Annotated in this window: 30 protein-coding genes; 10 read left to right on the forward strand and 20 right to left on the reverse strand. The window is 68.2% G+C overall.

Annotation, left to right across the window (positions count from 1 at the left end; genetic code table 11):
• The first annotated feature begins 1 nt into the window (after window position 1).
• Together ACX9MO_RS09530 and ACX9MO_RS09535 are read left to right on the forward strand one after the other, a co-directional pair.
• On the forward strand, window positions 2-673 hold the full coding sequence (locus ACX9MO_RS09530; protein ID WP_462214360.1) for a DsbA family protein: 672 nt from the start codon (window positions 2-4) through the stop codon (window positions 671-673).
• Window positions 670-1,782, forward strand: coding sequence for a CaiB/BaiF CoA transferase family protein (locus ACX9MO_RS09535; RefSeq protein WP_462214361.1), 1,113 nt, complete (start codon window positions 670-672; stop codon window positions 1,780-1,782). Before ACX9MO_RS09530 ends, ACX9MO_RS09535 begins: the two co-directional genes overlap by 4 nt.
• A 150-nt stretch (window positions 1,783-1,932) precedes the next feature.
• Here the strand turns inward: ACX9MO_RS09535 and ACX9MO_RS09540 are convergent, their stop codons facing one another.
• The 4 genes from ACX9MO_RS09540 to puuE are packed head-to-tail and all read right to left on the reverse strand — an operon-like array spanning window position 1,933 to window position 6,070.
• Entirely contained in the window at window positions 1,933-3,288 is a 1,356-nt protein-coding gene (locus ACX9MO_RS09540; protein WP_222494276.1) for a uracil-xanthine permease family protein, read from the reverse strand.
• A gap of 54 nt (window positions 3,289-3,342) precedes the next feature.
• Window positions 3,343-3,831, reverse strand: a complete 489-nt coding sequence (locus ACX9MO_RS09545; RefSeq protein WP_462214362.1) for an ureidoglycolate lyase — start codon at window positions 3,829-3,831, stop codon at window positions 3,343-3,345.
• Window positions 3,832-3,836: 5 nt separating this feature from the next.
• On the reverse strand, window positions 3,837-4,658 hold the full coding sequence (locus tag ACX9MO_RS09550; RefSeq protein ID WP_462214363.1) for a bifunctional allantoicase/(S)-ureidoglycine aminohydrolase: 822 nt from the start codon (window positions 4,656-4,658) through the stop codon (window positions 3,837-3,839).
• Window positions 4,655-6,070 carry an allantoinase PuuE gene (gene puuE / locus ACX9MO_RS09555; RefSeq protein ID WP_462214364.1) on the reverse strand — a complete coding sequence of 472 codons (1,416 nt, stop codon included), beginning with the start codon at window positions 6,068-6,070 and terminating at the stop codon, window positions 4,655-4,657. The genes ACX9MO_RS09550 and puuE overlap by 4 nt, the downstream gene beginning before the upstream one ends.
• An 89-nt stretch (window positions 6,071-6,159) precedes the next feature.
• On the opposite strand from puuE, the gene uraH reads away from it, so the two are divergent.
• Window positions 6,160-6,519: a hydroxyisourate hydrolase gene (gene uraH, locus ACX9MO_RS09560; RefSeq protein WP_462214365.1), complete on the forward strand. Its 360-nt coding sequence runs from the start codon at window positions 6,160-6,162 to the stop codon at window positions 6,517-6,519.
• A gap of 3 nt (window positions 6,520-6,522) precedes the next feature.
• Here uraH and ACX9MO_RS09565 read toward each other — a convergent pair whose 3' ends face one another.
• On the reverse strand, window positions 6,523-7,377 hold the full coding sequence (locus ACX9MO_RS09565) for a hypothetical protein (RefSeq protein ID WP_462214366.1): 855 nt from the start codon (window positions 7,375-7,377) through the stop codon (window positions 6,523-6,525).
• A 549-nt stretch (window positions 7,378-7,926) separates the two neighbouring features.
• Window positions 7,927-9,192, reverse strand: a complete 1,266-nt coding sequence (locus tag ACX9MO_RS09570) for an RsmB/NOP family class I SAM-dependent RNA methyltransferase (RefSeq protein ID WP_462214439.1) — start codon at window positions 9,190-9,192, stop codon at window positions 7,927-7,929.
• Between the two features lie 823 nt (window positions 9,193-10,015).
• Here ACX9MO_RS09570 and ACX9MO_RS09575 point away from each other — a divergent pair.
• Entirely contained in the window at window positions 10,016-10,195 is a 180-nt protein-coding gene (locus ACX9MO_RS09575; RefSeq protein WP_222494269.1) for a DUF1674 domain-containing protein, read from the forward strand.
• Between the two features lie 98 nt (window positions 10,196-10,293).
• Here the strand turns inward: ACX9MO_RS09575 and ACX9MO_RS09580 are convergent, their stop codons facing one another.
• Entirely contained in the window at window positions 10,294-10,665 is a 372-nt protein-coding gene (locus ACX9MO_RS09580) for a dihydrodipicolinate reductase (protein ID WP_462214367.1), read from the reverse strand.
• 220 nt (window positions 10,666-10,885) lie between these two features.
• A complete protein-coding gene (dapB, locus tag ACX9MO_RS09585; protein ID WP_222494267.1) occupies window positions 10,886-11,695 on the reverse strand; it encodes a 4-hydroxy-tetrahydrodipicolinate reductase in 810 nt (269 codons plus the stop codon).
• A 120-nt stretch (window positions 11,696-11,815) separates the two neighbouring features.
• Between dapB and rbfA the strand changes: the two genes are divergently transcribed.
• Window positions 11,816-12,256, forward strand: a complete 441-nt coding sequence (rbfA, locus tag ACX9MO_RS09590; RefSeq protein WP_462214440.1) for a 30S ribosome-binding factor RbfA — start codon at window positions 11,816-11,818, stop codon at window positions 12,254-12,256.
• Window positions 12,228-13,043, forward strand: a complete 816-nt coding sequence (locus ACX9MO_RS09595; protein ID WP_462214368.1) for a phosphodiester glycosidase family protein — start codon at window positions 12,228-12,230, stop codon at window positions 13,041-13,043. Before rbfA ends, ACX9MO_RS09595 begins: the two co-directional genes overlap by 29 nt.
• A gap of 330 nt (window positions 13,044-13,373) precedes the next feature.
• Here the strand turns inward: ACX9MO_RS09595 and ACX9MO_RS09600 are convergent, their stop codons facing one another.
• From ACX9MO_RS09600 to ACX9MO_RS09610, 3 genes are all read right to left on the reverse strand, one after another.
• On the reverse strand, window positions 13,374-14,474 hold the full coding sequence (locus ACX9MO_RS09600; RefSeq protein ID WP_462214369.1) for a DNA methyltransferase: 1,101 nt from the start codon (window positions 14,472-14,474) through the stop codon (window positions 13,374-13,376).
• 103 nt (window positions 14,475-14,577) lie between these two features.
• Complete coding sequence (locus ACX9MO_RS09605) at window positions 14,578-15,198, reverse strand: ribonuclease HII (protein WP_462214370.1); 621 nt, start codon at window positions 15,196-15,198, stop codon at window positions 14,578-14,580.
• 171 nt (window positions 15,199-15,369) lie between these two features.
• Window positions 15,370-15,801, reverse strand: a complete 432-nt coding sequence (locus ACX9MO_RS09610) for a hypothetical protein (RefSeq protein ID WP_462214371.1) — start codon at window positions 15,799-15,801, stop codon at window positions 15,370-15,372.
• Between the two features lie 183 nt (window positions 15,802-15,984).
• Here ACX9MO_RS09610 and ACX9MO_RS09615 point away from each other — a divergent pair, with 183 nt between their 5' ends.
• Window positions 15,985-16,272 (forward strand): hypothetical protein, encoded by a 288-nt coding sequence (locus ACX9MO_RS09615; protein ID WP_222494259.1) that lies wholly within the window; start codon window positions 15,985-15,987, stop codon window positions 16,270-16,272.
• Complete coding sequence (locus tag ACX9MO_RS09620) at window positions 16,244-16,948, forward strand: hypothetical protein (RefSeq protein WP_222494257.1); 705 nt, start codon at window positions 16,244-16,246, stop codon at window positions 16,946-16,948. Before ACX9MO_RS09615 ends, ACX9MO_RS09620 begins: the two co-directional genes overlap by 29 nt.
• 211 nt (window positions 16,949-17,159) lie before the next feature.
• On the opposite strand, the gene ACX9MO_RS09625 is transcribed toward ACX9MO_RS09620, so the two are convergent.
• The 9 genes from ACX9MO_RS09625 to ACX9MO_RS09665 form a co-directional block, all read right to left on the reverse strand.
• Entirely contained in the window at window positions 17,160-17,588 is a 429-nt protein-coding gene (locus ACX9MO_RS09625) for a hypothetical protein (RefSeq protein WP_462214372.1), read from the reverse strand.
• Between the two features lie 167 nt (window positions 17,589-17,755).
• Window positions 17,756-18,664: an energy transducer TonB family protein gene (locus tag ACX9MO_RS09630; protein ID WP_462214373.1), complete on the reverse strand. Its 909-nt coding sequence runs from the start codon at window positions 18,662-18,664 to the stop codon at window positions 17,756-17,758.
• On the reverse strand, window positions 18,661-19,062 hold the full coding sequence (locus tag ACX9MO_RS09635) for an ExbD/TolR family protein (protein WP_315900530.1): 402 nt from the start codon (window positions 19,060-19,062) through the stop codon (window positions 18,661-18,663). The genes ACX9MO_RS09630 and ACX9MO_RS09635 overlap by 4 nt, the downstream gene beginning before the upstream one ends.
• The gene (locus ACX9MO_RS09640; protein ID WP_462214374.1) at window positions 19,059-19,442 is read right to left on the reverse strand and encodes an ExbD/TolR family protein; all 384 of its coding nucleotides are present in this window, start codon (window positions 19,440-19,442) and stop codon (window positions 19,059-19,061) included. The genes ACX9MO_RS09635 and ACX9MO_RS09640 overlap by 4 nt, the downstream gene beginning before the upstream one ends.
• On the reverse strand, window positions 19,439-20,581 hold the full coding sequence (locus ACX9MO_RS09645; RefSeq protein ID WP_462214375.1) for a MotA/TolQ/ExbB proton channel family protein: 1,143 nt from the start codon (window positions 20,579-20,581) through the stop codon (window positions 19,439-19,441). Before ACX9MO_RS09645 ends, ACX9MO_RS09640 begins: the two co-directional genes overlap by 4 nt.
• A gap of 294 nt (window positions 20,582-20,875) precedes the next feature.
• Complete coding sequence (locus ACX9MO_RS09650; protein ID WP_462214376.1) at window positions 20,876-21,628, reverse strand: iron ABC transporter ATP-binding protein; 753 nt, start codon at window positions 21,626-21,628, stop codon at window positions 20,876-20,878.
• Complete coding sequence (locus ACX9MO_RS09655) at window positions 21,625-22,593, reverse strand: iron chelate uptake ABC transporter family permease subunit (RefSeq protein ID WP_222494247.1); 969 nt, start codon at window positions 22,591-22,593, stop codon at window positions 21,625-21,627. The genes ACX9MO_RS09650 and ACX9MO_RS09655 overlap by 4 nt, the downstream gene beginning before the upstream one ends.
• Window positions 22,583-23,542, reverse strand: a complete 960-nt coding sequence (locus ACX9MO_RS09660; RefSeq protein ID WP_462214377.1) for an ABC transporter permease — start codon at window positions 23,540-23,542, stop codon at window positions 22,583-22,585. Before ACX9MO_RS09660 ends, ACX9MO_RS09655 begins: the two co-directional genes overlap by 11 nt.
• Window positions 23,543-23,549: 7 nt before the next feature.
• A complete protein-coding gene (locus ACX9MO_RS09665; RefSeq protein ID WP_462214378.1) occupies window positions 23,550-24,482 on the reverse strand; it encodes a siderophore ABC transporter substrate-binding protein in 933 nt (310 codons plus the stop codon).
• A gap of 132 nt (window positions 24,483-24,614) precedes the next feature.
• On the opposite strand from ACX9MO_RS09665, the gene ACX9MO_RS09670 reads away from it, so the two are divergent.
• Together ACX9MO_RS09670 and ACX9MO_RS09675 are read left to right on the forward strand one after the other, a co-directional pair.
• On the forward strand, window positions 24,615-24,896 hold the full coding sequence (locus tag ACX9MO_RS09670) for a DUF2218 domain-containing protein (RefSeq protein WP_462214441.1): 282 nt from the start codon (window positions 24,615-24,617) through the stop codon (window positions 24,894-24,896).
• 296 nt (window positions 24,897-25,192) lie between these two features.
• Window positions 25,193-25,981, forward strand: a complete 789-nt coding sequence (locus ACX9MO_RS09675) for an FAD binding domain-containing protein (protein WP_462214442.1) — start codon at window positions 25,193-25,195, stop codon at window positions 25,979-25,981.
• Window positions 25,982-26,095: the final 114 nt, after the last annotated feature.

Consider the following 26,095-nt stretch of genomic DNA (forward strand, 5'->3'; position numbering starts at 1 on the left):
CATGGACCGCAGGATCTTCATCGCGGCCGGTGGCGCCGCCGTGGCCGCAGCCGGGGGCGTCTGGTACGGCCTGACCCGTGGCGGCGACACCGGGGTGACCCAGATCGCAGCCGCTCAGAACGAGACGCCGGACGACATCGACACCTCTTCCATCGTCGAGATGGTGCAGGGCGACCCGAACGCCCCCGTCACCCTGATGGAATACGCCTCCTTCACCTGCCCGCACTGCGCGAATTTCCACGCAGGCCCCTACAAGCAGCTGAAGGCGGAATACATCGACACCGGCAAGGTGAAGTTCATCTACCGCGATGTCTACTTCGACAAATACGGTCTCTGGGCCGCGATGATCGCCCGCTGCACCGGCCCGATGCGCTTCTTCGGCATCTCGGACATGCTCTTCGACCGCCAGAAGGAATGGCTCGCCGCCGATACCGAGGCCGGCATCGCCAACAACCTGCGCAACATCGGCAAGGTCGCCGGGCTCGACAACGACACGATCGAGGCCTGCCTCGCCGATGACCAGAAGGCCCGCGAACTGGTGGCCTGGTACCAGAAGAACGCGACCGCGGACGAGGTGAACGCCACGCCGACGCTCTTCATCAACGGGGTCAAGCACTCCAACATGAACTACGCGGAGCTCAAGAAACTGATCGACGAGGCCCTCGCCGGATGAGCTACCCGCTGGCCGGCCTGAAGGTCGTTGAACTCGCCCGTATCCTGGCCGGCCCCTGGGCCGGTCAGACTCTGTCGGACCTCGGCGCCGAGGTGATCAAGGTCGAGGCGCCGCAGGGCGACGACACCCGTCGCTGGGGCCCCCCCTTCGTGGAGCGGGAAGGCGACAAGACCGCCTCCTACTTCCACTCCTGCAACCGCGGCAAGAAGAGCATCACGGTCGACTTCCGCACCCCCGAGGGGCAGGAGAAGGTCCGCGAACTGGTCAAGGACGCGGACATCCTGATCGAGAACTTCAAGCTCGGCGGGCTGAAGAAATACGGGCTCGACTACGACAGCCTGAAGGAGGTGAACCCCGGGCTGATCTATTGCTCGATCACCGGGTTCGGCCAGACCGGCCCTTACGCGCATCGCGCGGGCTATGACTACATCATCCAGGGCATGTCCGGGCTGATGTCGATCACCGGCGATCCCGACGGCCAGCCGCAGCGCGCGGGCGTGGCGGTCACGGATATCTTCACCGGCGTCTACTCGGCCACGGCGATCCTCGCCGCGCTGCACCAGCGGGCCGCGACCGGCAAGGGCCAGCATATCGACATGGCGCTGCTCGACGTGGCGGTGGCGATCACCGCCAACCAGGCGATGAACTACCTGACCACCGGCACGCCCCCGGGCCGGACGGGGAACTTCCACCCCAACCTCACGCCCTACCAGGTGTTCGAGACCTCGGACGGCCACATCATCATCGCCACCGGCAATGACGGCCAGTACCAGCGGCTCTGCGACATCCTCGGGCTGGAGTGGATGAAGACCGATCCCGCCTTCGTCACCAACGCGGACCGGATCGCGCATCGCGAGAAGATGACAGAGTTGCTGCAGGCCGAATGCCTGCGCTTCACGAAGGCCGACCTGCTGGCCGCCTGCGAGGCGCAGGGCGTGCCCGCCGGGCCTATCAACACGATGGACGAGGTCTTTGCCGACCCGCAGGTCGTGGCGCGCGGCATGAAGGTGGAGCTGGACGGCATCCCCTCGGTGCGCTCGCCCATGGTCTTCTCGGACGCCGACCTGAAGCTGACCGCCGCCTCGCCCAAGCTCGGCCAGGACGATTGAGGCAAGGGTCCGCCCAAGAGAATTGAGGCCTCCGGCGGGGATACTTGAGAAACGAAAATGACGGGGGCCTCCCCATTTCTGTTTCAAAAATATCCCCGCCGGAGGCTTGAAAGTTCTGGCGCGTCCCTGTCCCGGGGCGCGCCTTTTCGTTCAGTCCATATGCTCCGGCAGCACGAGGTTCAGCACGATCGACAGGCCTGCGGCGGGCAGCAGGCCCGAGGTCAGCAGGATCTGCATCGTGCGTGGCAGGTGTTGCAGCGCGCCGGGTTCCAGTTGCAGGCCGAAGCCGATGGAGAGCGAGACCGCGAAGATCACCATGTTGCGGCGGTTCCAGTCCACGTCGGAGAGCATGTTGACCCCCGCCGCGGCCACCATGCCGAACATCACGATCACCGCGCCGCCGAGCACGTTGATCGGCACGGTCGAGACCAGCGCGCCGAACTTGGGCACCAATCCGCAGACGATCAGGAAGACGGCGCCGATGGTCACCACGTGACGGCTCATCACGCCGGTCATGGAGATCAGGCCGACGTTCTGGCTGAACGAGGTGTTGGGCAGCCCGCCGAAGACCCCCGCCACGGCGGAACCCAGGCCATCCGCGAAGGTGGCGCCGGCGATCTCCTTGTCGGTGGCTTCGCGCTTGGCGCCACCCTTGCAGATGCCCGAGACGTCGCCGACCGTCTCGATCGCCGAGATCACGGCCATGAAGCACATCCCGACGATGATCGCCGCGTCGAACTCGAAGCCCCATCTGAAGGGCATCGGCACATCGAAGATCGGTGCCCGGCCTACGTTGCCAAAGCTGACCTGCCCCATGACGAGGGCCACCACGTAGCCCGAGACGAGGCCCACCAGCACCGCCGCGACCGAGAGCAGCCCCTTGCCGAAGAAGCTGAGCACCAGCGAGACGACGACCACCACCAGCGCCGGGAACCACATGGCGAGCGAGCCGTACTCCGGCTTGCCGATCAGGGGCACGCCCCCCGCCGCGTACTGGATGCCCACGCGCAGCAGCGCCAGCCCGATCATCAGGACGATCAGCCCGGTCACCAGCGGCGGCAGGGCGAAGCGGATGCGCCCGATCACCGTGCCGAGCGAGAAGTGGAAGAGGCCGCCGATCACGATGCCTGTCATCAGCCCGGCCATCCCGTCGACGCCCTGTCCCGCTACGGCCGGGATCATCACCGGCAGGAAGGCGAAGGAGGTGCCCTGCACGATCGGCAGCCGCGCCCCCACCGGGCCGAAGCCGATGGACTGGAACAGCGTGGCGATGCCGGCAAACAGCATCGCCATCTGGATCATGTAGGTCATGTCCGGGAAGCCGAGCGCCCCCTGGTCCGAGCCGAAGCCGAAGCCGGCGGCGCCTGCCACGATGATCGCCGGTGTCACGTTGGAGGCGAACATCGCCAGCACGTGCTGGATGCCGAGCGGCACCGCGTCGATCATCGGGGGCATGTAATCGGGGTCACGCAGTTGCTCATGCGTGCCCAGTCTGGTGTTCACCATCTTCGTCCAACCCTCTTTACCGTGAAACGGGCCGCCTCTGACGGGCGGCTCTCATCACGAAACTATGAGGATCGGCGGGTCCAGTGTCACTTCCTCCAGATTGGCGGTGTCGCCGATCCGGTCGATTACGGCGAAAAGCCCGGGTTCTGCCAAAGGCGTAAGCACGCCGTGCCAGGTCCCGCGGTGAAAATTCACCGCCTGACCGGGGGCGCAGAAGAAGGCCTGCGGCACGCCGGGGCGCCCGTCCACGTCGGGCGCGACGATCACCATCCAGGGCGCCTGCGACATGGAGACGAAGGCCTGCGAGCCCTCGGGATGCCGTTCCAGCAGGTCGAGCGTGTAGGGCAGGCTGCGCGGCTGCGCCCGGAAGATGGAGAGGCCCGCCCGGCCGCCGGGCCCGAAGTCGAGCTGCGCGCGGTCGTTGTAGCGTTCGCACATCCCGGCGTTGATCAGCTTGTCATAGCTCTCGGTCACCTCCAGCACATCGCCGTAGGGGGCGAAGGCGGCGGCGCTGAGCGGCTCGGCGGTGATCCGGGCGGGCATCTGGTTCACAGGGTCAGCCCCGGATGGCGGTTCACGTCCTTGTAGAGCAGGTAGCGGAAGTCCGTGTCGCCCTCGGCCACACAGGCCTGCGGGCAGAAGGCGCGCAGCCACATGAAATCGCCCGGGCCCACGTCGACCCAATCGGTGTTCAGCAGGTAGCGGCCGCGACCCTGAAGCACGTAGAGCCCGTGTTCCATCACGTGGGTTTCGGCGAAGGGAATGCGGTTGCCGGGGCGGATCGTGACGATGTTCACGTGCATGTCGTGGCGCAGGTCATCCGGCGCGACGAAACGGGTGGTGGCCCATCCGCCGTCGGTGTCCTTCATCTCGATCAGCGTGCCCTCGGCATCGCAGGAGACGAAGCTTTCCGGCACGTCCACACCGGGGGCCACTTCGTAGCGCTTGCGCACCCAGTGGAAGGTCACCGGCGCTTGGGATGTGTTCGCCACCTGCCAGTCCGCCCCGGGCGCGAGGAAGGCATAGCCGCCCTCGCTCAACACATGGGCGGTGCCGTCGATGGTGACGGTGAAGGTGCCCTTGACCACGAAGACCACGCCCTCGGCGCCCGCATCGGGCTCGGGCGCGGTGGCGCCGCCGCCGGGGGCCACTTCTACGATCAGCTGGGCGAAGGTCTCGGCAAAGCCGGTCATCGGGCGGGCGATGATCCAGGCGCGGGTCTTGTCCCAGCCCGGCAGGTTGGAGGTGACGATGTCGGTCATCGTCACCGCCGGGATCAGGGCGTAGGAGGTAGTGAAACGGGCAGGCTCGTAGAGCGCCTCGTTCTGTCCGGGCAGTCCGCCTTGCGGCGCATAGTAGCTGCGGGTCACGGCAGCAAATCCTTCAGTCGGTGATAAACAATACGCTCGACCTGAGCGCAGGCCGTCCGGAACTCGGTCTCGCGGTCATTGGCGAGGCGGGTCTCGAAGGCGGCCATGATGGTCGCCTTGGTATTGTCTTTCGCCGCAATGATAAAGGGGAAGCCGAATTTCGACTGGTAGGCCTCGTTCTGCGCCGTGAAGGTGGCGCGCTCCGCATCGGTCAGCGCGGTCAGCCCGGCGGAGGATTGTTCGTCCTCGCTCTCGGGTGTGAGCCGCTTGGCCTGTTGCAGCTTGCCGGCAAGGTCGGGGTGCAGTTTCAGCACGTCCAGCTTCTCCTCGTCCGAGGCCGAGCGCAGGACGCGGACCAGCGCGTTCTGGAGCCCCACGGCGCGGTCATGTGCCGGGCCCAGTTCGAGGTCGAAGGCCCGCTCCGCCACCCAGGGCGAATGTTCGACGATGCCGCCGAAGGTCTTCACGAAGGTCTCGCGGTCCATCTGCGAGGGCTTGAGCCCGAAGCGCGACGGCGGATGCACGGCCTTCCAGTGCTTGGCGATGTCGATACGGCGCGGGAACCAGACGCCCTCGTGGGACTGCGCGTAGTCGAGGAAGCGTTTCAGCGCCATGATGCGGCCCGGACGGCCGAGGATGCGGCAGTGCATGCCGATCGACATCATCTTGGCCGCGCCGGCCTGCCCCTCGGCATAGAGGGCATCGAAACTGTCCTTGAGGTAGGTGAAGAACTCGTCCCCGCCGCCAAAACCCGCGGCCACGGCAAAGCGCATGTCGTTGGCGTCCATCGTGTAGGGGATCACCAACTGGTTGCGGTCACCGACCGGCAGCCAGTAGGGCAGGTCATCGTCGATGGTGTCAGAGACCCAGTCCATCCCCAGCTCTGCCGCCAGCTTGACCGTGTTCATGGAGCAGCGCCCAGTGTACCAACCCTGCGGCGGGGTGCCCACGACCTCGGTATGAAGCCGCACCGCCTCTTCCATGTGGCCGCGCTCTTCCTCTTCGGTCATGTCCTTGTGCTCGATCCACTTCAGCCCGTGGCTGGCGATTTCCCACCCGGCGTCCTGCATGGCCCAAAGCTGTTCGGGGCTGCGGGCGAGCGCGGTGGTCACGCCGTAGACGGTCAGCGGGATCTTCGCCCCGGTGAACAGCCGGTGCAGCCGCCAGAACCCGGCGCGGGCGCCGTATTCGTAGTTGCTTTCCATGTTCCAGTGGCGCTGGCCGGGCCAGGGCGCGGCGCCGACGATCTCGGAGAGGAACGCCTCGGAGGCGGGATCGCCGTGCAGCAGGTTGTTCTCGCCGCCTTCTTCGTAGTTCAGCACGAAGCTCACCGCGATCTTCGCCCCGCCCGGCCATGCCGGATCCGGCGGCGTGGGACCATAACCGATCAGGTTGCGCGGGTAGCGGTGCATGTGGTTCTCTCCCTCAAGTCAGGACCCCGGCAACTCAACGCCGCAGGCCCGGGCAGTTCAAGGGAAAATACGCGAAGGGAGGCTGCGTCATGGCCGAGGGCTATCTGACGACCCATGTTCTGGACACTGCCCGCGGCACGCCCGCCGCAGGCCTTGCCGTGACACTCTACCGGATCGAGGGCGAGAGCCGGGAGGAGCTGGCCTGCATGCTGACCAACGATGACGGGCGCACCGATGCGCCGATCCTGCCGGCAGAGGATTTCGCGCCGGGCCTTTACGAGCTGGTCTTCGAGGCGGGCGCTTACCTCGACGCCAGCGGTACGCCGCCGGAAGAGCCGCGCTTCCTCGACCGGGTGCCGATCCGCTTCGGCATCTCGGACCCGGACGCGCATTACCACGTGCCGCTGCTGCTCTCGCCCTTCGGCTATTCCACCTACCGCGGCAGCTGAAGCTCAGAACTTCGCGGTCAGGTTCAGGGTCAGGCCGTAGTTCTCGTAGGTGTTGGAGCCCAGCCCCTCGACATAGGCCTGCCCGCCCAGAACCGTGCCCTCCGGCAGGGTGCGGCGGAAGCCGAGCCGCGCCTTGGCCCAGCCATCGTTGCGGCCCGGCAGCGCCACCGCCGTCTCGCCCGTGGCGGTGGAGTTCCAGTTGCCCGAGAGCCCGCCCACGAGGGAGAAGTTGCCCACCTCCGCTGTCAGCGGGACGTCGAAATCGAGCCCCAGCGTGACCCGCCCGATCGCCACCATCTGCGCCGGCAGCCCGGCGCCGAGGCTGTCGGTCACCGCGCCATGCTTGGTGGCGCCATAGATGAAGCTGAGGTTGGGCCGCCATGTCACGTTCTCGCGCGGCATCTCGCCCGAGAGCTTGAGCCGGGTCTGCCAGCGCTGGCTGCGATAGCCCACCCGGCCCGCGGGCAGCGTCAGCTTGCTGCGCGACTGGCCATAGAGCAGCCGCCCCTCGAAGTAGAGCGGATGGTCCGTCAGCTGCGCGATCATGTAAGGCCCGGCCAGCCAGCCCTCGGCGAACTTGTCGTCGCTGGTCGTGCCGGTGCCGCTGTGGTCGACCTGCAGCAGGACGCCATAGACCAGCTTCTCGCCCCGGGGCATGTGGAAGCCGAGGGTCGCGCTCATCGTCTCGGTCTCGGTCCCGTCAAGCTTGGACCAGTTCGCCGCCGCCTCGGCCCAGACCGGCAGGCGGTTGCCGGTCTTCAGGCGCAGCGTGCCGTCGTCGCCGGTCACCTTGCTGTAGAGGTTGAACTTGCGCCGGGTCGTCAGGAAATGCAGCAGGTCGGACTGCTGTGCGATCATGGAATTGGTCCGCGCCTCCATCAGGCTGAGGCTGGTGGAGGTCGCGCTGCTCTCCGCCTGCGCCCGGACACCGGGCGCGGGGAGGGAGAGGGTGGCAGTGAGGGCCGCGCACAGCGTGAGACCCGCCTTGCGCAGGCCTGCGCGGCGGGGCCACCGTCTGGCCCTCCATTTGGCCCTGTCATCATCCGATCGCATAGAGCCCCCTTCCCCGGCTGAACGCGTGTCGTCTGTTCCAATCGCTGCCACGGCGGAAAGCCTATGGCGCGGCCACGCCCCTGAAGGGCCCGTGGCGGGTCGTGTCTTCTGAAAGTCCGCGGGATGGGCGTCTGCGCCCCGCCGCCGGGGCGACGCCGTTGCCGCCCGGAAACCATGTCACATGGCACCACGCGGGGATCGGAATCTCCCGCGCTCACGTGATTCAAAGTAATCACCCGGGGGGACGGGATCAACCGTGTGCAAGGCCTCGGAGGGGGCTGGGGCGATCACAATTTGGCCCGGCCCCGCGTTCAGGCGGGACCGGGCCGAATGTCGGTCAGAAGACAGGCGGGATCAGGCCGGTTTGCGCAGCACGGCCATGTAGAAACCGTCCATGCCGCCGCGCTCTGCCCAGAAATCGGGCCGCAGGCGCAGTCCGCCTTCCTCGGCCAGCCACTCGGGCTCCAGTCCGGGCAGGTCCTCGGGCACCGGATCGACGGTCAGCTGCGGGTTGCGCACCTGTGCCTCCTCGATCTGGACCTCGCCTTCGTCCGGCAGAAGCGAGCAGGTGCAATAGACCAGCCGCCCGCCGGGCTTCAGCAGGCTGAGCGCATGGTCGATCATCTTCTCCTGCAGTTCGAAGAGCCCGGCGAAGTCGCTGCCGTCCTTGGCATAGGGCAGGTCCGGGTGGCGCCGGATCGTGCCGGTGGCCGAACAGGGCGCATCCAGCAGGATCGCGTCGAAGGCCTCACCGGTGAAGGCAAGCGCGTCGGAGGCTATGATCGAGGCCGTGAGCCCGGTCCGGCCAAGGTTCTCGGACACGGTTTCAAGCCGCTTCTCCGAGACATCGACCGCCGTCACATCGGCACCGGCTGCCGCCAGCTGCATGGTCTTGCCCCCCGGCGCCGCGCAGAGGTCGAGCACGCGCTCGCCCGGCTGGGCTGCCAGCAGGCGGGCCGGCAGGGCGGCGGCGGCGTCCTGCACCCACCATGCGCCCTCGTCGAAGCCCGGCAGGGCCGAGATCTTGCCCGGCTCCGTCAGGCGGATCGATCCGGTGGGCAGCAGCGTGCCGCCCAGTTGTTCGGCCAGCGCCGCGGCCTGCGCGGGATCGCGCGGGGTGATGTCGAGGGGCGCACCGGCGGCATGGGCCGCCTCCATGCCCTCGATCGCCTCTTCGCCCCAGCCCTCGATCAGCGGCTCGCGCAGCCACTCCGGCATCTCGGGCACGGGCAGGGCAGTCCAGGCCGCTTCCCCGCCTTCCGAGACGCGCCGCAGCACGGCGTTCACGAGGCCCTTGAGATGGCCGTGACGGGGCAGTTTCGAACAGGCCTCGACGGCCTCGTTCACCACGCCATGGGCGGCGGCGCCCTGCACAAGCTCCAGCGCGGCGAGGCGCAGGATGTTCAGTACCTCGAGGTCGGGCAGGCGTTCCATGTGCTGCGACAGCAGCTGATCCAGACGCGGCAGGAAGCGCAGCGTGTCCGAGGTCAGCCGCTGGGTGCGGGCCCGGTCCTCGGGCGCCATGGGCGCAAGCCCGGGGTGCATTTCGCTCAGCAGCTTGCCTTCGGTCAGGACGCCCTCCAGCAGGCGCAGCGCGGCGCGGCGGGGCTCTTTCGGCAGGCGCGGGGCCTGCGGCGTCGGGCGCTCACCCGCGCCGTGGCGCGGCTTGCGGCCCTCGGCCCGGTCTCGGTTGCCGCCCCGGTTTTCGCCACGGCCTTCACCACGCGGGCCACCCCGGTTTTCACCACGCGGGCCGCCACGGCCTTCGCCACGGGGGCCACGATCATCGCGGGGCCCACCGCGGCCTTCACCGCGAGGGCCACGGTCGTCACGGTATCCGCCGCGGCCTTCACCGGGCTTGCCGCCGAATTTGCCCCGGCCTTCGCCGTCGCGGCCCGGACGCCCCTGTCCCGGTTTGCCAACCGGCTTGCCATCGCGCCGTCCCTCGGGGCGGTCGCCGTCCCGGCGGGGCGGACGACCACCCTCGCCTGCGGGGCCACGTTTTTCCCAGGGTTTGCCGCCATCGCGGCCCCCGTCACGACCCCCGTCACGGCCTTCGCCGTCCCGGCGCGGACCGCCCTTGCCGAAGGATTTGCCCTCGGGCTTGCCGCCAAACTTGCCGCTGAATTTCCCATCGGGCTTTCCGCCGGGCTTGCCGGAAGGCTTGCCACCCATCTTGCCTGCGGGTTTGCCGCCCGGCTTGCCCGGCTTCGCGCCCGGCTTGGCCGCGCTCCGGCGTCCGCTGGTCGAGGGATCGGCCCAGGGGTTGCTGCCGCCCGATGCGGGGGCTGCACCACGGCGCGGGGTCGACCCGCCGCCGCGCGAAGAGCCTCCTGCCGTCGGGCGGGGGCGTTTGGAATTGCGATCGTCACTCATGATGGGGGCTCCTTGCCCTTCCGGGGCGGACCCCTATAACAATGGGCCAGCGAAAGAGGAAGCGAAGATGAGCACATCCGACACCCGCGACCTGCCCCCCGCCGCACAGCGCGCCCTCGCCGAAGCCGAGGAACGCCGCCGCAAGGCCGGGGCGTTCGAACTGCCCACCGAGCTGGGCGGCCGTGACGGCCCCGAACCCGTGCGCTTCGGCGACTGGGAAAAGAAGGGCCTCGCCGTCGATTTCTGACCAAGTTGCCGACGTCCTGCCCGAACGCCGCGCCGGTTTCTCCTGCGCGGCCAGAGCCTTGATGGCTCGCGATGCCGGGGCCCCGTCGCGCGGTGCGCCTAGCGCAGCCGCAGCACGGCCGAGTCGCCCGTCCCGCGATCCGAGGTAAAGCGCAGCGCGCCCGCGCCCTTCTCGACCAGCTGGCAATTGTAGGCAAGCTCCTTGCGCCCCCAGAACATCGTCCGGCAGAAATAGCCGTCCTGCCAGCGCCAGTCGCCGGTCACTTGCCGCCCGAAGGCGCGTCCGTCGATTCGCCCCGCGTCGCTCACCTGCAGGCGAATGCCGGGATAGGTCAGCTCCCGCCCCGTGATCTGCGCGACGAAGCCTTCGCGGCTCTCGACCCGGTCGAAGGCGCTGTCAGCCCGCAGCCCGGTGCCAAGCAGAGCGGAGAGGAGGATCGTCCCGGCCATCAGCAGGTGCGTCCACAGCACCTCGGGTCGCCTGTGGGCGGGAAAGCGTAAGGAAAACGTTCGGTCCGGCATACGGGTCTCCCCTCGGTCGCACTGAAGTGATGCCCGGTATACGGTCCCGCGCCGCGATCGGATCACCCGGCCGTTTCTGTCCTGATCCGGTAAACATGCGGTGACCGGACACGCGAAAGGCCCCGCGCGGGGGCCTTTCAAACCAATGTGCCAGACCAGCGAGGGCGGTTCAGAGCCCCAGCACATCCATCATGTCGTAGGACCCCGGCCCCTTGTCCTGTCCCCAGAGCGCGGCCTTGAGCGCGCCGCGGGCAAAGATCGCCCGGTCGGTCGCCATGTGGCGCAGCACGATCCGCTCGCCGGGCCCGGCGAAGAGCACGTCATGCTCGCCCACGATATCGCCACCGCGAATGGCAGAGAAGCCGATGTCGCCGCGCCGCCGGGCGCCGGTGATCCCGTCCCGCCCGCTGTCGCTCACGTCGGTCAGCTTCACGCCCCGGCCCTCGGCCGCGGCCTCGCCCAGCATCAGCGCGGTGCCCGAGGGCGCATCGACCTTGCGGTTGTGGTGCGCCTCGATCACCTCGATGTCGAAATCCTCGTCCAGCGCGGCGGCGACCTTCTGGGTCAGCTTCACCAGCAGGTTCACGCCAAGGCTCATGTTGCCCGCGCGCACGATCACCGCGTGACGGGCGGCGGCCTCGATCTTTTCCAGGTCCGCGGGCTCGAAGCCGGTGGTGCCGATCACGTGGACGGCGCGGGCCTGCGCGGCCAGTTCGGCAAAGGCGACGGAGGCCGCGGGCGCGGTGAAGTCCAGCACCGCCTGCGCCTTGGCCATGGCCTCCAGCGGGTCATCGGTGACCGTCACGCCGAGCGCAGCGCCGCCCATCGCCTCGCCCAGATCCTGCCCGATCCAGTCACTGCCCTCGCGCTCGACCGCGCCAACGAGCCGGGCCTTGCCGCTGTCCAGCACGGTGCGCGCCAGCATCTGGCCCATCCGACCGGAGGCTCCGGTAATCACGATTCCGGGAAGCTCTGCCATGGTACTCTCCGTTTTCTCGCCCTTTCGCGGGCCGGACCCTGCTTAGCCGGTTGCTCCACGCTTGGCAAAGGGGCGGCGAAAGTCTAGATGCGTTGCATGAAACGTCACCAAGATACCGGTATGGGCGCAGGCCCCTCGCAACGTCAGCTTCGCGTCGGCGAAGTCATCCGCCGTGCCCTTTCGGAGGTGCTGGCCCGTGGTGACGTGCATGACCCGGAGCTGAACCGCCTCTCCATCACCGTCGGCGAGGTCCGCTGTTCGCCCGATCTGAAGATCGCCACCGCCTATGTGCTGCCCCTCGGCGGGCAGGGACAGGAGGAGGCGGTGTCCCTGCTGGCCCGCAACAAGAGCGAGCTGCGCCGGATGATCGGCAAGAAGGTGGCGCTGAAGTTCACGCCCGACCTGCGGTTCCGCCTCGACGAGACCTTCGACCGGATGGACGAGACCCGGCGCCTGTTCAACCAGGACGACGTGCGCCGCGACGTGGACGAAGACGCGCAGGACGACGACGGGCAGGACGACGATTTCGGGGATGACGACCGCACCGATGACCGCTCGTAAGACACAGCGCCGCCATCGCCGACTTGCCGGGGCCCTGCTGGGCCTTGCCCTGCCGCTGACGGCGCTCGCCGCCCCCGCAGCGGCGCGGGCCGAGGAGGCCCCCGTCGCCTGCCGCAACGAGATCTACCAGGGCCGCAGCTTCACGCTCTGCGAGGTGGACGTGACCCGCGCCGACCTGCGGCTCTTCCTCTACGATGCCGGTGGCGCGCCCTACGGCGAATTCACCGCGCTTCAGGCCCGGCTCGCCGGGGAGGGCAAGCAGCTGCTCTTCGGCATGAACGCGGGCATGTACCACGAGGACCGCTCGCCGGTCGGCCATTACGTCGAGAACGGCAAGGAGCTGATGCGCGTGATCCCCAACGCGGGGCCGGGCAACTTCGGCATGCTGCCCAACGGGGTGCTCTGCATCAACGAGAACCGGGTCGAGGTGATCGAGACGCTGGCCTTCCAGGACCGGCCCGCCGGCTCCTGCCGCGATGCGACCCAGTCGGGCCCGATGCTGGTGCAGAACGGCGAGCTGCATCCGCGGATCATGCCCGACGGCACCTCGCGCTACGTGCGCAACGGCGTTGGCACCAGCGCCGACGGCAGCCGCGCGGTCTTCGTGATCTCGAATGAGGTGGTGACCTTCTACGAGTTCGCCTCGGTCTTCCGCGACCTGCTGAAACTGCCGAACGCGCTCTACTTCGACGGCAATGTCTCGCGGATCTACGCACCAGAGCTGAACCGCAACGACCTCGGCCGCAAGATGGGGCCCATCGTCGCCGTCACCGCCCCGGCCTCCTGAGGTCCCCACTTCATCTTTCCCGAAGTACCTCCGGTGGACGTCCGTCCGGCACGGGCGGACGGGGGGCAGAGCCCCCGTCTCCGCCAGCCTCACGGGCTGCGGTCCGGAGTGTTGCGGGACACTGCCGCTCCGCGCCCAAAATTCTTCGAAGAATTTTGCCAAGAATTTTCGAAAATTCTTGGAGGCCACCCGCAGCCGGCCTCCCGAAAGACCCACACCCCAAAAAAGAGCCCCGCCACGAAGGCGGGGCACAGGTAGCGTGTCCACGCGCGACGGGCGCGCGGACACCAGGCGGCTCTATGTTCTGGAAAGCTCTCTTGAAACCGGGGCTCAGTTCATCTCGGCGCGGATCTGCTGGCGCAGGAGGTCGATCGGGACCACCTTGCCGTCGCGTTTGAAGCACCAGTAGGTCCAGCCGTTGCAGGAGGGGGCCCCCTCCAGCTGTGCGCCGACCTGGTGGATCGAGCCCTTGACGTCATTCCCGATCAGCGTGCCATCGGCGCGCACCTTGGCCTTGTGGCGGCCGTTCATCGAGAAGAGTTCCTCGCCCGGGCGCAGCATGCCGCGCTCGACCAGCTGGCCGAAGGGCACGCGGGGCTCGGCGCGTTTGGAGGTCGAGACCTGCAGCGCCTCGCGGTCGTACTTGCGCACGTTCGCCAGCCGCTTCTCGGCCACCTCGCGGTAGGTTTCCTCGCGCTCGATCCCGATGAAATCGCGGCCCAGCATCTTGGCCACGGCGCCGGTGGTGCCGGTGCCGAAGAACGGGTCGAGCACCACATCACCGGGGTTGGTCGAGCCGACGAGGACACGGTGCAGCAGGCCCTCGGGCTTCTGCGTCGGATGCGCCTTGTCGCCGTTGGCGTCCTTCAGGCGCTCGCCGCCGTTGCAGATCGGCAGAACCCAGTCCGAGCGCATCTGGATGCCCTCGTTCAGCGATTTCAGCGCCTCGTAGTTGAAGGTGTACTTGGCGCCTTCCGACTTCGATGCCCAGATCATCGTCTCATGGGCATTGGTGAACCGCTTGCCACGGAAGTTTGGCATCGGGTTCGACTTGCGCCAGACCACGTCGTTGAGAATCCAGTAGCCCTCGTTCTGGAGCGCGGCGCCGACGCGGAAGATGTTGTGGTAGGAACCGATGACCCAGATCGCGCCGTTCGGCTTCAGCAGACGGCGGGCCGCCTTGAGCCAGTCGCGGGTGAACTGGTCGTAGGCCGCGAAGCTGTCGAACTGGTCCCAATGGTCGTCGACGGCATCGACGCGGGAATTGTCCGGACGGTGAAGGTCACCCCGAAGTTGCAGGTTATAGGGCGGATCCGCGAAGATCAGGTCGACGGAACACTCCGGGAGGGAATTCATCACCTCCACGCAATCGCCGGCCAAAATAGAGTTCAGCGGGAGCGCGGACGCCCCCTTCACCTTGGTTTTCATCATTCTCTGCCTCAGTATCGGCGCTGTTTTGGTGCGCTCGTTTGATGCCTCAAAAATGAGTCAAACCTGATTCGGGGTCAATTTCTTTTTTGAATCAGGGGGTTAACTAAACCCCTTTACACAAGATATTGTGGACCGGCTTGAAGGATCTTCTATGGTGCGGGGTTATCCCCAGATTTAGGAGGGCCTCGCGGTGGGCCTTGGAGGGGTAGCCCGCGTTCTTCTCCCAGCCATAACCGGGGAAGTGTTGCGCCAAATCCCTCATGATCTCGTCCCGGGCGATTTTGGCCATGATCGAGGCCGCCGCGATGGAGAGCGACAGCGCATCGCCCTTCACGACGGTGGTCGCCGGGATCGTCAGGCCGCGGGGAATCATGTTGCCGTCGATCAGCAGGTGATCGGGCGCCTCGGGCAGCCCGGCCACCGCCCGCTCCATGGCGAGGTGGCTCGCGCGCAGGATGTTCAGCTCGTCGATTTCCTCGACGCTGGCATGGGCGACGCAGACCACCGCCACCTCGGGCAGAATCGCGGCGAGGGCCTCGCGGCGCTTGGGCGTCAGCTTCTTGGAGTCGTTCAGCCCCTCGGGCAGGCGCGACGGGTCGAGGATGACGGCGGCGGCGGTGACCGGCCCGGCGAGGGGGCCACGGCCCACTTCGTCCACCCCGGCGATGCGGGTGGCACCAGCGGCGCAGGCGGCGTCTTCGAAGGAGAAATCTGGTGTGTTCATGCCATGGGATGACCACAGCGGCGGCCTTTGCACAAGCCATTGCACAAGCCTTCGCACAGGCCTTGGCACAGGCCACTGATCGGGCCATCCGGCCCGCGCAGCGCGCCGGGGCAGACAGGCGAAGGGGGCCCGAAGGCCCCCCGATTGCACCGGTCGTTCGTCAGCGGCAGCTCAGCGGCGGCCCTGCGAGCAGTAGGTGCGGGTGTCGTTCCGGCCGACGTTGCGGGTGTAGCAGGTGCTGACCTGTCCCTGACGGCGATCGTCGTGCCGGTTGTAGCGGCTGCGCTCATCGCGGCGGTCGTCATGCCGGTAGGCATCGCGCCGGTTGTTGTAGCGATAGGCGTCGCGGCGGTCGTGGTTGTTCCAGCGATAGTCGCGCTGATCACGGTACTGCGGCTTGGGCTTCGGGCGCATGTGCGCCTCGGTGTACTTCTTCTTGTCCTTCTTGCTGTCGCTGATGGCATTGCCGATCACGACCAGCGCGGTGGCGCCTGCGAGGAACTTCACGAGGTCGTCCCCATCCCGGGCGCTTGCGGGGGCGGCGGCGAAGGTGGTCAGCGCGATTGCGGCGGCGGCCAGGGTGGTGATGGTCTTGCGGAACATGGGATGTCCTTTCGATGGGGCGTTGAGGCTGGCCCGGCGTGACTCGCCATGTCGGACCTTGCCACCCGAACATCGGTCCGGAGGGCGAAATCGGGCAATAACAGCGGGCTGTTATCGGATAACGAGAGGCTCAAACCCCTATTGTTATTGAATATCGCGCAGGCCGGCCGCATGGTTCCCGGCATGAGCCATATCCTGCGCATATCCGGCCTTCTTCTGGCCCTCACGCTGATGCCCGCTGCGGCACAGGCCGCCTGCTACGCCGATTATAAGGCAAAGCGGGACCGGCCGCTGCAACTGCACTACGGGGTCATGCAGGTGAGCAGCTGTTCGCCTGCCGAGGCCCGGCAGGAGGTCGCCGGCCGGCTTGCATCCGCGGGCTGGACGCTGCTCAATGTGCTCTCGACCTTCGACGAGAGCGGGCTGGAGCGCAGGAAAGCCGATGCAGGACAATACTATCTTCGCTTCTGACGCGCGGCGTGCCGGATCGCGGGTCGTCGGCTTGGGGCTGGCGGCCATCGTGCTGATCCTGATGGTCGCCGCTGGGGTTCTCTTCGCGACCCTGCCCGATGCCAACGCCTTCAATGACCGGGTCGAGCAGATCTTCGTCGAGAACGACAACCTCACCGATCAGGCGGAGGTGAAGCTGCTGGAGATCCTCGCGCTGTCCGGCACCGCCTTTGCCGAGACGCTGACCAGCTACCGCATGGTGATCTTCGTGCTGCTGGTCTTTGCCGCGGCGCTGCTGCTGGCGGCGCTGGTGTTCCTGATCATGCTGGTCACGCTGAACCGCCGCATGGCCCAGATCGAGAGGGCGGGCATCGAGGTGAACTCGCTCCTGATCAGCCGCGAGGAAAAGACCGTCTATCTCAACAACCTCGGCTTCAAGCTGACCGATGCGGCAATCGAGACGCTGTCGGTGCTGGCGGAGGCGCGGATGGATGACGAGGTTCTGTCCGGCGTGCAGATCGAGGCGATGATCTCCGGCAAGGCCGAGCACGACTGCGAGGAGGCCGCCGGGGCGACGCGGATCAAGCGGCTGCGCGATACGCTGGGCAACCAGCTGGTGAGCGAGCTGCTGGTGAAGAACATCGCCCGGCGGGGCTACATGCTCTCGGTCGGCAAGGACGTGATCCGGGTGATCTGAGGCCCGAGTCGAAGCCCGAGTCGAGGCCCGAAGTGAGCGCCGCGCAGCGCTCAGGCGCGTCGCGCTCCTGCACAATCAAGGCCTATGGACAAAAAGGCGCCCCGCCTGCGGGGGCAGTGGCGGGGCGCCACCGCGCTGGTCCAGGGGAGTGGGCCCGGCGCGGTATTCCGTGAGTGTGAGTGGTATCGTGTGAGTGGTGGTCGTCTTGAAATCAGTTCGCCAGAAGCGCGGTCACGAGGCCCGCAACGGCGACAACGGCCAGCGTATCGCTGTCCACGCGCACGACGCGGTCATTAAGGATGCGGTATTCCTGACCCTTCGGCGGCGAGGGCAGCTTCTTCAGCTGGGCCGAGCTGGGACGCGGGGCGCTCCGGGCGGAGTCACCGCGCTGCGGTCCCTGATTGTGTTGCGCCTGCTGCTGGGGTTTTTGCTGGTTGCCACCGGGCTTCTGGGCCTGCTGTTGCTGGCCGTTGCCGGGTTTCTGCGCCTGCTGGCCCTTGTGCTGGCCCTGGTTCTGGGCGTTGCCGCAGGACTTGCCCTGGCATTGCTGCTGGGGAGCGGGGTTGCCGGCGGCCATGGCGAGGGGGGCGGTGCCCATGACCGTGGTGGCGGCGAGCAGTGCGATGAGGGTCTTTTTCATATCCGTTGTCTCCGAAGTTCGGGCGGTTATGAAAAGTGATACGCGGTTGTCCGGTTCTTCCGTCGCCGGAAAGCGAACTTTTTTCGGAAAAGTTTTGCGACCCCGGATCAGGCGGGATTCTCGCATTGGAGACCCCGGTGTCTGGACGGGGATCGCCAAGGTGTGCGTCAGTCGAAGCTCATCGGCAGGGCGAAGGAATACCGCGCATTCGTCAGCCCCTTGGGCGCGGCGGGCATCCGGCCCGCGCGTTGCACGGCCTGCAGCGCGGCACGGTCCAGCTCGCCATTGCCCGAGGACCGCGCGATGCCTGCGCCGGCCACCTGACCCGAGGGCGTCACGGTGATGCTGAGCACCACGCGCCCGCCACCGCGCACCCCACGGGGGAAGCGTTTGTAGCGGGCGATCTTGGCGCGGATCTTGGCGCCCCAGACGGTCTCCAGCTTGGCGGATTGCGCCTTGCTCATGGTCGAGGCCTCGGTCCGGCCCGAGTTGCCCGCGAAGGCCGAGCCGCCGCTGCCGGCGGATTTCTGCGCCGCGGAGCCGGCGGAGGATTGCTGCGCCTTCTCCGCCACCTGCGCCTGCCGCTTCGGTTCGGGCTTGGGCTGCGGGCGTTCGCGCGGGGCCTCGGGGCGCTCCGGCGGACGGGGGGAGGACTGCGGTGCAAGCTCGCTTTGCTGGATCTCGGGTTCGGGTTCCGGTTCAGGTTCCGGCGGCGGCGGGGTCGAGAGGTCGATCTCGGGGGTGTCGGGCCGCTCCTCGGTCATGCTGGGCAGCTGGATCGCGGCGCTCTGCACCGGGGCGAGGTCGGGCGGGGCGCTGTTCAGGCGCGGCGCCTCGGCCACCGGCGTCTCGACCGGCGCGGGCGCGATGTCCTGCGGGGTGTCCAGCTCGGGCGGGCGCTCCCATTGCTCGACCATGGTTTCCATCTGCGCGGTCGCGGCGGCCAGCGTCACCATGGCGTCACCACCCTGACCCCCGGCATCGGCGCCGTCCTCGGTGTCGAGCCGGAGCGCGAAGAGGATATGGACCCCGACGGCGAGCGCCACGAAGGCGAGGAGTTCGGCGATACGGATCATTGCGGCGCAATCACGAGAGAGACATTGGAGAGCCCCGCCGCGGCGAGGTCCTTGAGCAGGCGGGCCACGGCGGTGGCCTCGGCCCCCTGATCGGCACGCAGCTGCGGCGCGGGGGCGTCAGGCCCCGCGGCACCGGCCGCCGCGGCCATGGCGGCGATCGCTGCCTCGCCACGCAGGTCCTCGAAGGCGATCTCGCCCTCGGCGGAATAGAAAAGCACCGGGGCGCTCTCGGCCTCCTCGCCACTGGTGGCGACAGGGGGCGCGACGTCGATCGGCTCCGGCGGGGCGAGGCGCGAGGTCATCAGGAAGAAGATCAGCAGCAGGAAGACCACGTTGATCATCGGCACGATGGATTCGCCGCGGTCCTTCTTGGGCGGGGAGGCGAAATTCAGGCTCATTCGACCAGCACCAGCGCTGTATAGCCTGCACCGCGCAGGGCGGTGCCGATGCTGACGATGGATTGCAGGTCCGCGCCGTCGCGGCCGCGCAGGATGATCGGATCGGTCGGGGCCTCGGTCAGCTCGGCCATGGCGGCGATCAGCGCGGCCTCCTTCATCGGCTGGCCGTTCAGGCGAAGCCCCTCCGGGGTCACGTCCACCAGCCGCGGCGGGCCCTCGTAGGCGGTGCCCCCGCCCGAGGCCAGCGGCATCGGCAGGACATGATCCGTGCCAAAGCGCGAGGCCAGCATGAAGAAGACCAGCAGCAGGAAGACCACGTCGATCATCGGCGTCAGGCTGGGCCTGCGGCGACGCCGGGGTGGATCCGAGAAGAGGGTCATTGCGCGGCGACGTCCATCTCAGCGGCGTAATCCTGGGGCATCTCGCGCGGCAGGTTACTGCCCCGCCCGGCGATGAAGATACGGGCGGCGAGGTCTTCCATGTCCTGACGCACGCTGTCGATCACGGCTTCGAACCACGTCAGGGCGGCAGAGGCGGGAATCGCCACGGCCATACCGGCGGCAGTGGTCAGCAGGGCCTCCCAGATACCGCCTGCGAGCATGGCGGGATCCGCGTTGTTGCCCGCCTCCTGCAAGGCCTGGAAGGCCGAGATCATGCCCAGAACCGTGCCCAGCAGACCCAGCAGCGGGGCAATCGTCGCGATCAGTTCCAGCGGGCGCAGGCCGGTGCCGGCGGCACCCAGCAAGCGCTTGGCCACGCGCGAGGCTTCCTCGCGGGCGCTGTCTTCGGGCAGGTCGAGGCTGGCGCGCATGGTGGCGGCGGTCAGCCGCGAGCGCAGGCCGCGCCGCTTGGCGACCATCTGATAGGCCTGCCGGGTCTGGCCTGCCTCCCAGTATTCCACCGCCTTGCGCGAGGCGCGGCGCGACCAGGCACCGGCGATGAAGAAGCGCCAGATCTTCCACAGGATCAGCGCCACGGTGATGACCGAGAGCGCGGCAATGGCCCAGATCGAGGGGCCGCCATCGACGAGGAAGCTCTGCGCACGGCCTGCGGCCTCGGTCACCGCGGCCTGCGGATCGTCGAGGAAGATGTCGGTGAGCGGCACGGCCTCTTCGGCGGGCGCGTCGGGGGCGGCTTCGGTCGCGGCGAGGTCGGATACGGGCGCATCGGCCTCCGCCGGTGCGGCGCTGTCTGCCGTAGGCGTCTCGGCCTCTGCGGGGGCAGTGCCGTCGGCTGCGGGCGCGGCGGTGGTCTCCGCCGGGGCCTCGGTGGTGGCCGCGGGCGTCGCCGCGTCCGCTGCGGGGGTCTCGGCGCCGGGCAGGGCGCGTTGCGGGGCGGCCTCGTCGCTGGCGGCGGGCAGCGCGGTGCCCTGATCCGCGGGGGCGGCCGGGGCGCTCATGCCGGGCATGTCGGTGCTGACGCTGGGGGCCGCATCCTGCGCCATGGCGGCGCTGCCAAGGCCCAGTGCCAGCAGGGCCGCCGGGACGATCCGAAGTTCCGTGTTCCAGTTGCGCGCCATGAATGGCCCCCTTTGATGTGCTCCGGCGCGCGGCTTGGCGCGGGCCTCTGACCCGGCAGGCCCGCCGGGGCGGTCGCCTGCACAGGGTGCGTCGTGGAACCGGTCCCCGTCAAAGCGCAATTCCGCACGGTCACTCCCGTGGCGGCAGGCGGCTGGCCGGATCCGGCAATGTGATGTCGAGGCTGGCAGGCGAGGGGCGACTCGCCGCGGCTGGCGGGTTAACTGCGCTGCTATATAAGCTGACACAAATGGTCAAGTATTGCCATGCCGCCAGAGGTCAAGCCGGCGTGTATCTCAGACGAGGACCACCGGGCGCTCATCCATCATGCAGACCGGGGCATCGGTGCCGAAGACATCGTAGAGCAGCTTGGCCGAGACGACCTTCTCCGGCTTGCCGTCGGCGACGATGCGGCCTTCCTTCATCACCACCAGCCGGTCCGCGAAGGCGGCGGCGTAGTTGATGTCGTGCAGCACGATCAGGATGGTCTTGCCGTCCTCCTCGGCCATGTCGCGCAGCAGCCGCATGAGCGACCGCGAGGCGGCGATGTCGAGGTTGTTGAGCGGCTCGTCCAGCAGCAGGTAGGGCGTCGACTGGGCATAGGCCATGGCGGCGAAGGCGCGTTGTTTCTGCCCGCCCGAGATCTCGTCGAGGAAGCGGTGCGCCAGCGGCTCCAGCCCGAAGCGGGTGAGGGTCTCCTCGACCTTCTCGCGGTCCTCGGGGCCGGGGTGGCCCTGATGCCAGGGGTAGCGCCCGAAGCCCACGAGATCCCGGATCGTCAGGCGGGAGGAGACCTGCGTGCTCTGCGGCATGATCGCCAGCACCTTGGCGAGGTCGCGGTCCTTGCACTGGCCGATCTTCAGGGTGTCGACGCTGATCTCGCCCGTGGTCAGCGTGGCCAGACGCGCCACCAGCGACAGCAGCGTCGACTTGCCCGCCCCGTTGGGGCCGATCAGCGCCGTGATCCCGCCGCGCGGAATGTCGAGGCTGACATCATGCAGGATCGGGTGGTGGTCGATGGAATGGCTCACGTTGCGGATGGAGATCATGCCATGCGCCTCTTCAGCAGGAGGATAAGGAAGGTGATGCCGCCCAGAACCTCGATCACCACGGCGAGCGGGGTCGAGAGGTGGAGCACGCGCTCCATCACCGTCTGGCCGCCGATCAGCGTGATGCAGGCCAGCATGGCCGCCGAGGGCAGGAGCACCGAATGCTTGTAGGAGGGCGTGATCATATGGGCCAGCGCTGCCACGATCAGGCCGAAGAAGCTGGACGGACCCGCCCCGCCCGAGGACATCGGGCCCGCAAGTGCCGTGGCCGAGGCGGTCAGCAGGCAGATCAGCACCAGCGCCTGCCGCTGGCCGCGCCGGGGCGCCTCGCCCAGACCGGTGGCCGCCACCGGGCCGAGGGCGATCACGTCCAGCCGGTGCCGCATCCGCCACGCCATGACCAGCGCCGGCAGCGCCACGATGGCCGCCATGGCGAGGTTCAGCTTGTCGACGTAAGTGAAGCGGGCGAAGGAGACGCTCTGGATCGTCTGGAATTCCGATGGGTCGATCATCCGTTGCAGGAAGCCGGTCAGCGCCCGGATCAGGATGCCCAGAACGATGCCGGTCAGCACCATCTTGAGGATGTCCCCGCGCCCGCCCTTGATCAGCAGCGAGAAGAGCACGAGCCCCATGCCGGTCATCAGCACGAGGTTCATCACGAAGAGCAGCGGCGCCGGGATCGCGGCATAGCCCGCCGCGCCGAAGCTGTGGACGATGGCCGTCAGGATGAAGACATAGAGCGCGTCGAAGCCCATGACCGAGGGCGTCAGGATGCGGTTCGCGGTGATCGTCTGGAACAGCACGGTCGAGACCGCGAGGCAGACCGAGACCAGCGCCAGCGCCGCCAGCTTGGAGGCGCGGAAGGGGATCAGGAAGCTCCACGAGCCGACCGCGCCGAGGGTCATGTAGCCCACGACGGACAGGGCCAGCAGGGTGCCGAGGATCAGGAAGCGCTTACGCAGCATGGCGCGGCTCCCTGTAGAGCAGGTAGAGGAAGAGCGCCGCGCCCACCACGCCCACGGTGGCCGAAACCGGCACCTCGAAGGGCATCCGGATCACCCGGCCGAGGATGTCCGCGGCCAGCACCAGCGCCGCGCCGAAGAGCGCCGACACCGGCAGCGTGCGGCGCAGGTTGTCGCCCAGCAGGCGCGCGGTGAGGTTCGGGATAACGAGGCCGATGAAGGGGATCGCCCCCACGGTCACCACGGTCATCGCCGTGACGACCGAGATCGCCGCCACGCCAAGCGCGGTGATCCGCGCCACGTTCACGCCAAGGCTGCGCGCCGTGCTGGCGCCGAGGCCGAGCAGCGTGATCCGGTCCGCGATGATCCATGTGGCGGCGGCCGAAAGCCCCGCGATCCAGAGCATCTCGTACCGGCCGCGCAGCACGCCCGACAGCTCTCCCGACAGCCATGTTCCGATGAACTGGGTCATGTCGCCCTGATAGGCCACGAAGGTCACCACCGCGCCGATGATCCCGCCGTAGACCAGTGCCACCAGCGGCACCAGCAGCGGCTGGGTCGGGGGCAGGGGGCGGATCAGGGCGAGCAGGCCGATGCTGCCCACCAGCGTGGTCAGCGAGGCGATCGCCATCTTGGCCCAGATCGGCGCGCCGGGCAGGAAGAGGGTCACCAGCAGGATGCCGAGCGCCGCACTCTGGCCCGCGCCTGCGGTCACCGGCTCGATGAAGCGGTTGCGGGCGAGGATTTGCATGACCTGTCCGGTCACCGCGAGCGCCCCGCCGGACAGGATCGCGGCCAGCGTGCGCGGCAGGCGGCTGATCAGGATCAGCCGGGCGGCCTCCGGGTCCGAGAACAGCGTCCTCGGGTCCAGCGGGATCGCCCCGATGAACAGCGAAAGAAGGGCCAGCACTGCCACCAGTGCCAGCCCGAGGAGAAGCGTCAGCCGCCGCATCGGAAGATCAGGAGGCCGTTTCGAGGGCCCCGATCAGCACGTCGAGCGTGCGGGTCAGCGACTGGATGCCGCCGCCGGCGATGTAGCTGTCCGCCGCGGGCAGGAAGATCACCCGGCCCGATTGCCACGCCTTGGTGCCGTGCACCAGCTCGTTGTCCAGCGTGGTGCGGGCATTGGCGTCATCCGCGCCGATGGCCTGCGCCCGGTCGACGACGATCAGCGTGTCGGGGTTGGCCTTGGCCAAGTACTCGAAGGAGACCGCCTCGCCATGGCTGGAGCCGTCGATGTCCTCGACCGCCTGCGGCCAGCCGAGTTCGCTGTGGATCCAGCCAAACCGGCTGTCCTTGCCGTAGACCGAGAGTTTCGGGCCGTTGGTCATCAGGATCAGCGCATTGCCGTGATCCGCGACGAGGGCGCGGGCCTTCTCCAGCTTCGCCTCCAGGGCGGCGTCCAGCTCGGCGGCCTTCGCCTCGGTCCCGGTCAGCTTGCCATAGGTCGCCAGACGGGCGCGGCCATCGGCCACCGCGTCGAAGCCCAGCGTCATGTCGGCGGTGGGTGCGATCTGCGAAAGCGGCTCCACCTGGGCCTGCGAGCGGCCGCCGGCGATGATCAGGTCGGGCTGCGTCGCGGCGATCAGCTCGTAGTTCGGCTCGAAGAGCGTGCCCGCAGCGGGGGCCTCGATGTCCGAGAGGTAGTCGACGTAGAGCGGCGTCGGAACGCCCGCCAGCGTGACGCCGAGCGCGGTCAGCGTGTCCACCGCCGGCAGGTCTAGCGCGATGATCGTCTCGGGCTTGGCGTCCAGCGTCATCGGCCCCGCGGCGGTGTCGAAGGTCACCTCCTGCGCCAGGGCGGGGGTGGCGGCGAGGGTGGCGGCGAGGGTGGCGAGAGTGGCTGCAAGCGCGCTCAGACGCGCGACGGGGCGCGAGGCGGTGGTGAACATGGCTGTCTCCGGATTGCGGATTCTTGGCTGGCGCGGCGCGCTGGCTGAGGTCCCGGCCTGCGTAAATCTGTTGCGAACCGAAGGTCAAGGTCATAACCTAGTGAAACAATCAAGAATTGGAGAGCGGCCATGATGGAAGCGCATACCAAGTTCGAGACCGCCAATGGCTCGAAGTACATGCAGCAGCTGTGCAAGCATTTCGCGCACAAGGTGGCCGTGGATTACGACGCCGAGCGGGCCGAGGCCGCGCTGCCGCCGGGGCCCGCGAACATGACCGCCGATGCCGGGGGCCTGAACATCACGGTCCGCGCGCAGGAGGCCGAAGGGCTGACCGTGGCCAAGGGCATCATCGAGCGGCACCTGATCAAGTTCGCCTTCCGCGAGCCCTTCGACAGCCTGACCTGGTCGGCCTGAGCCCGATACGGGAGGCTGACACCTTAGTCCGACACTGGGTCGCCATGCTGGCGTCCCACGCCGGGCCCCGAGGTGCCTCCCGCCGCCGGCGCCCATTGCAGGGGCCGGTATGCGCCTCGGCCCCGTCCTCGCGCATCCTGAACTGCCCCCTGCCCCGCCATCCGGCGGGGTGTCGCGACTCTGCGCCGCGGGTTTGCGGGCGCACCTGTTGACATTCAGCCGCCTGCCGCCCGATGGTATGGCCGACCGATGGCGGGCCGCTGCCCGCGCCCTCTGGCCAGCAACGGACCCGCGACATGTACAATTTCGACTTCGTCAAACCCACGACCCTGGCCGAGGCCATCGAGGCCCTGCAATCCGACGAGGCACAGCCGCTCTCCGGCGGGCAGACCCTGCTGCCGACCATGAAGCAGCGTCTCGCCATGCCGGAAACGCTGGTCAGCCTGACCGCGATCCCGGAACTGCAGGGCGTCACCATCGCGGATGGCACGATCACCGTGGGCGGCGCGACGACCCATGCCGTCGTCTCGCGGGAGACCGCGGAGGCCTACCCGGCGCTGTCCAAGCTGGCAGGCGGCATCGGTGATGCGGCGGTGCGCAACCGGGGCACCATCGGCGGCAGCCTGGCCAACAACGATCCCGCGGCCTGCTACCCGGCGGCGGCGCTCGGCTCCGATGCGGTGATCCTGACCAACAACCGCGAGATCCCCGCCGACGACTACTTCGAGGGGCTCTTCACCACCGCGCTGGACGAGGGCGAGATCGTCACCGGCGTGCGCTTCCCGATCCCCGAGGCCGCGGCCTACATCAAGTTCGAGCAACCGGCCTCGCGCTTTGCCCTGACCGGCGTCTTCGTCGCGAAATTTGCCGATGGCGTGCGGGTCGCGGCGACCGGCGCCTCGGAAGACGGCGTGTTCCGCTGGACCGAGGCGGAAGAGGCGCTGACCGCCTCCTTCACCCCCGAAGCGATCGCGGAGCTGACCGTTGAGGCCGACGGGATGATGAACGATCTCCACGGCACCGCCGCCTACCGCGCCAACCTCGTGAAGGTGCTGACCGGCCGCGCCGTCGCCGCCTGTCTCTGAGGCCAGCCTCTGACAGCCTGCCGCTGGCACCTGCATGTGAAGGCGGGCGCCGGGGCTGGCATGGGGAGCCCCGGCGTGGCCCCGTTGCGGGCCGGCATCAGCAGGGGTGCTGGC

This window comes from Pseudooceanicola profundus, assembly GCF_054919315.1.

Bases quoted from the DNA above. Each gene is read 5' to 3' on its own strand.
- ACX9MO_RS09600 (WP_462214369.1), bottom strand. From the start codon at position 14,474: ATGATGAAAACCAAGGTGAAGGGGGCGTCCGCGCTCCCGCTGAACTCT.
- puuE (WP_462214364.1), bottom strand. From the start codon at position 6,070: ATGCACCGCTACCCGCGCAACCTGATCGGTTATGGTCCCACGCCGCCG.
- ACX9MO_RS09535 (WP_462214361.1), top strand. From the start codon at position 670: ATGAGCTACCCGCTGGCCGGCCTGAAGGTCGTTGAACTCGCCCGTATC.
- ACX9MO_RS09665 (WP_462214378.1), bottom strand. From the start codon at position 24,482: ATGTTCACCACCGCCTCGCGCCCCGTCGCGCGTCTGAGCGCGCTTGCA.
- ACX9MO_RS09655 (WP_222494247.1), bottom strand. From the start codon at position 22,593: ATGCTGCGTAAGCGCTTCCTGATCCTCGGCACCCTGCTGGCCCTGTCC.
- ACX9MO_RS09605 (WP_462214370.1), bottom strand. From the start codon at position 15,198: ATGAACACACCAGATTTCTCCTTCGAAGACGCCGCCTGCGCCGCTGGT.
- ACX9MO_RS09640 (WP_462214374.1), bottom strand. From the start codon at position 19,442: ATGACCCTCTTCTCGGATCCACCCCGGCGTCGCCGCAGGCCCAGCCTG.
- ACX9MO_RS09635 (WP_315900530.1), bottom strand. From the start codon at position 19,062: ATGAGCCTGAATTTCGCCTCCCCGCCCAAGAAGGACCGCGGCGAATCC.
- ACX9MO_RS09670 (WP_462214441.1), top strand. From the start codon at position 24,615: ATGGAAGCGCATACCAAGTTCGAGACCGCCAATGGCTCGAAGTACATG.
- ACX9MO_RS09615 (WP_222494259.1), top strand. From the start codon at position 15,985: ATGAGCCATATCCTGCGCATATCCGGCCTTCTTCTGGCCCTCACGCTG.
- ACX9MO_RS09530 (WP_462214360.1), top strand. From the start codon at position 2: ATGGACCGCAGGATCTTCATCGCGGCCGGTGGCGCCGCCGTGGCCGCA.
- ACX9MO_RS09675 (WP_462214442.1), top strand. From the start codon at position 25,193: ATGTACAATTTCGACTTCGTCAAACCCACGACCCTGGCCGAGGCCATC.
- ACX9MO_RS09540 (WP_222494276.1), bottom strand. From the start codon at position 3,288: ATGGTGAACACCAGACTGGGCACGCATGAGCAACTGCGTGACCCCGAT.
- ACX9MO_RS09645 (WP_462214375.1), bottom strand. From the start codon at position 20,581: ATGGCGCGCAACTGGAACACGGAACTTCGGATCGTCCCGGCGGCCCTG.
- ACX9MO_RS09620 (WP_222494257.1), top strand. From the start codon at position 16,244: ATGCAGGACAATACTATCTTCGCTTCTGACGCGCGGCGTGCCGGATCG.
- ACX9MO_RS09565 (WP_462214366.1), bottom strand. From the start codon at position 7,377: ATGATCGCACAGCAGTCCGACCTGCTGCATTTCCTGACGACCCGGCGC.
- ACX9MO_RS09610 (WP_462214371.1), bottom strand. From the start codon at position 15,801: ATGTTCCGCAAGACCATCACCACCCTGGCCGCCGCCGCAATCGCGCTG.
- uraH (WP_462214365.1), top strand. From the start codon at position 6,160: ATGGCCGAGGGCTATCTGACGACCCATGTTCTGGACACTGCCCGCGGC.
- ACX9MO_RS09660 (WP_462214377.1), bottom strand. From the start codon at position 23,542: ATGCGGCGGCTGACGCTTCTCCTCGGGCTGGCACTGGTGGCAGTGCTG.
- ACX9MO_RS09575 (WP_222494269.1), top strand. From the start codon at position 10,016: ATGAGCACATCCGACACCCGCGACCTGCCCCCCGCCGCACAGCGCGCC.
- rbfA (WP_462214440.1), top strand. From the start codon at position 11,816: ATGGGCGCAGGCCCCTCGCAACGTCAGCTTCGCGTCGGCGAAGTCATC.
- ACX9MO_RS09595 (WP_462214368.1), top strand. From the start codon at position 12,228: ATGACGACCGCACCGATGACCGCTCGTAAGACACAGCGCCGCCATCGC.
- ACX9MO_RS09650 (WP_462214376.1), bottom strand. From the start codon at position 21,628: ATGATCTCCATCCGCAACGTGAGCCATTCCATCGACCACCACCCGATC.
- ACX9MO_RS09630 (WP_462214373.1), bottom strand. From the start codon at position 18,664: ATGATCCGTATCGCCGAACTCCTCGCCTTCGTGGCGCTCGCCGTCGGG.
- ACX9MO_RS09625 (WP_462214372.1), bottom strand. From the start codon at position 17,588: ATGAAAAAGACCCTCATCGCACTGCTCGCCGCCACCACGGTCATGGGC.
- dapB (WP_222494267.1), bottom strand. From the start codon at position 11,695: ATGGCAGAGCTTCCCGGAATCGTGATTACCGGAGCCTCCGGTCGGATG.
- ACX9MO_RS09545 (WP_462214362.1), bottom strand. From the start codon at position 3,831: ATGCCCGCCCGGATCACCGCCGAGCCGCTCAGCGCCGCCGCCTTCGCC.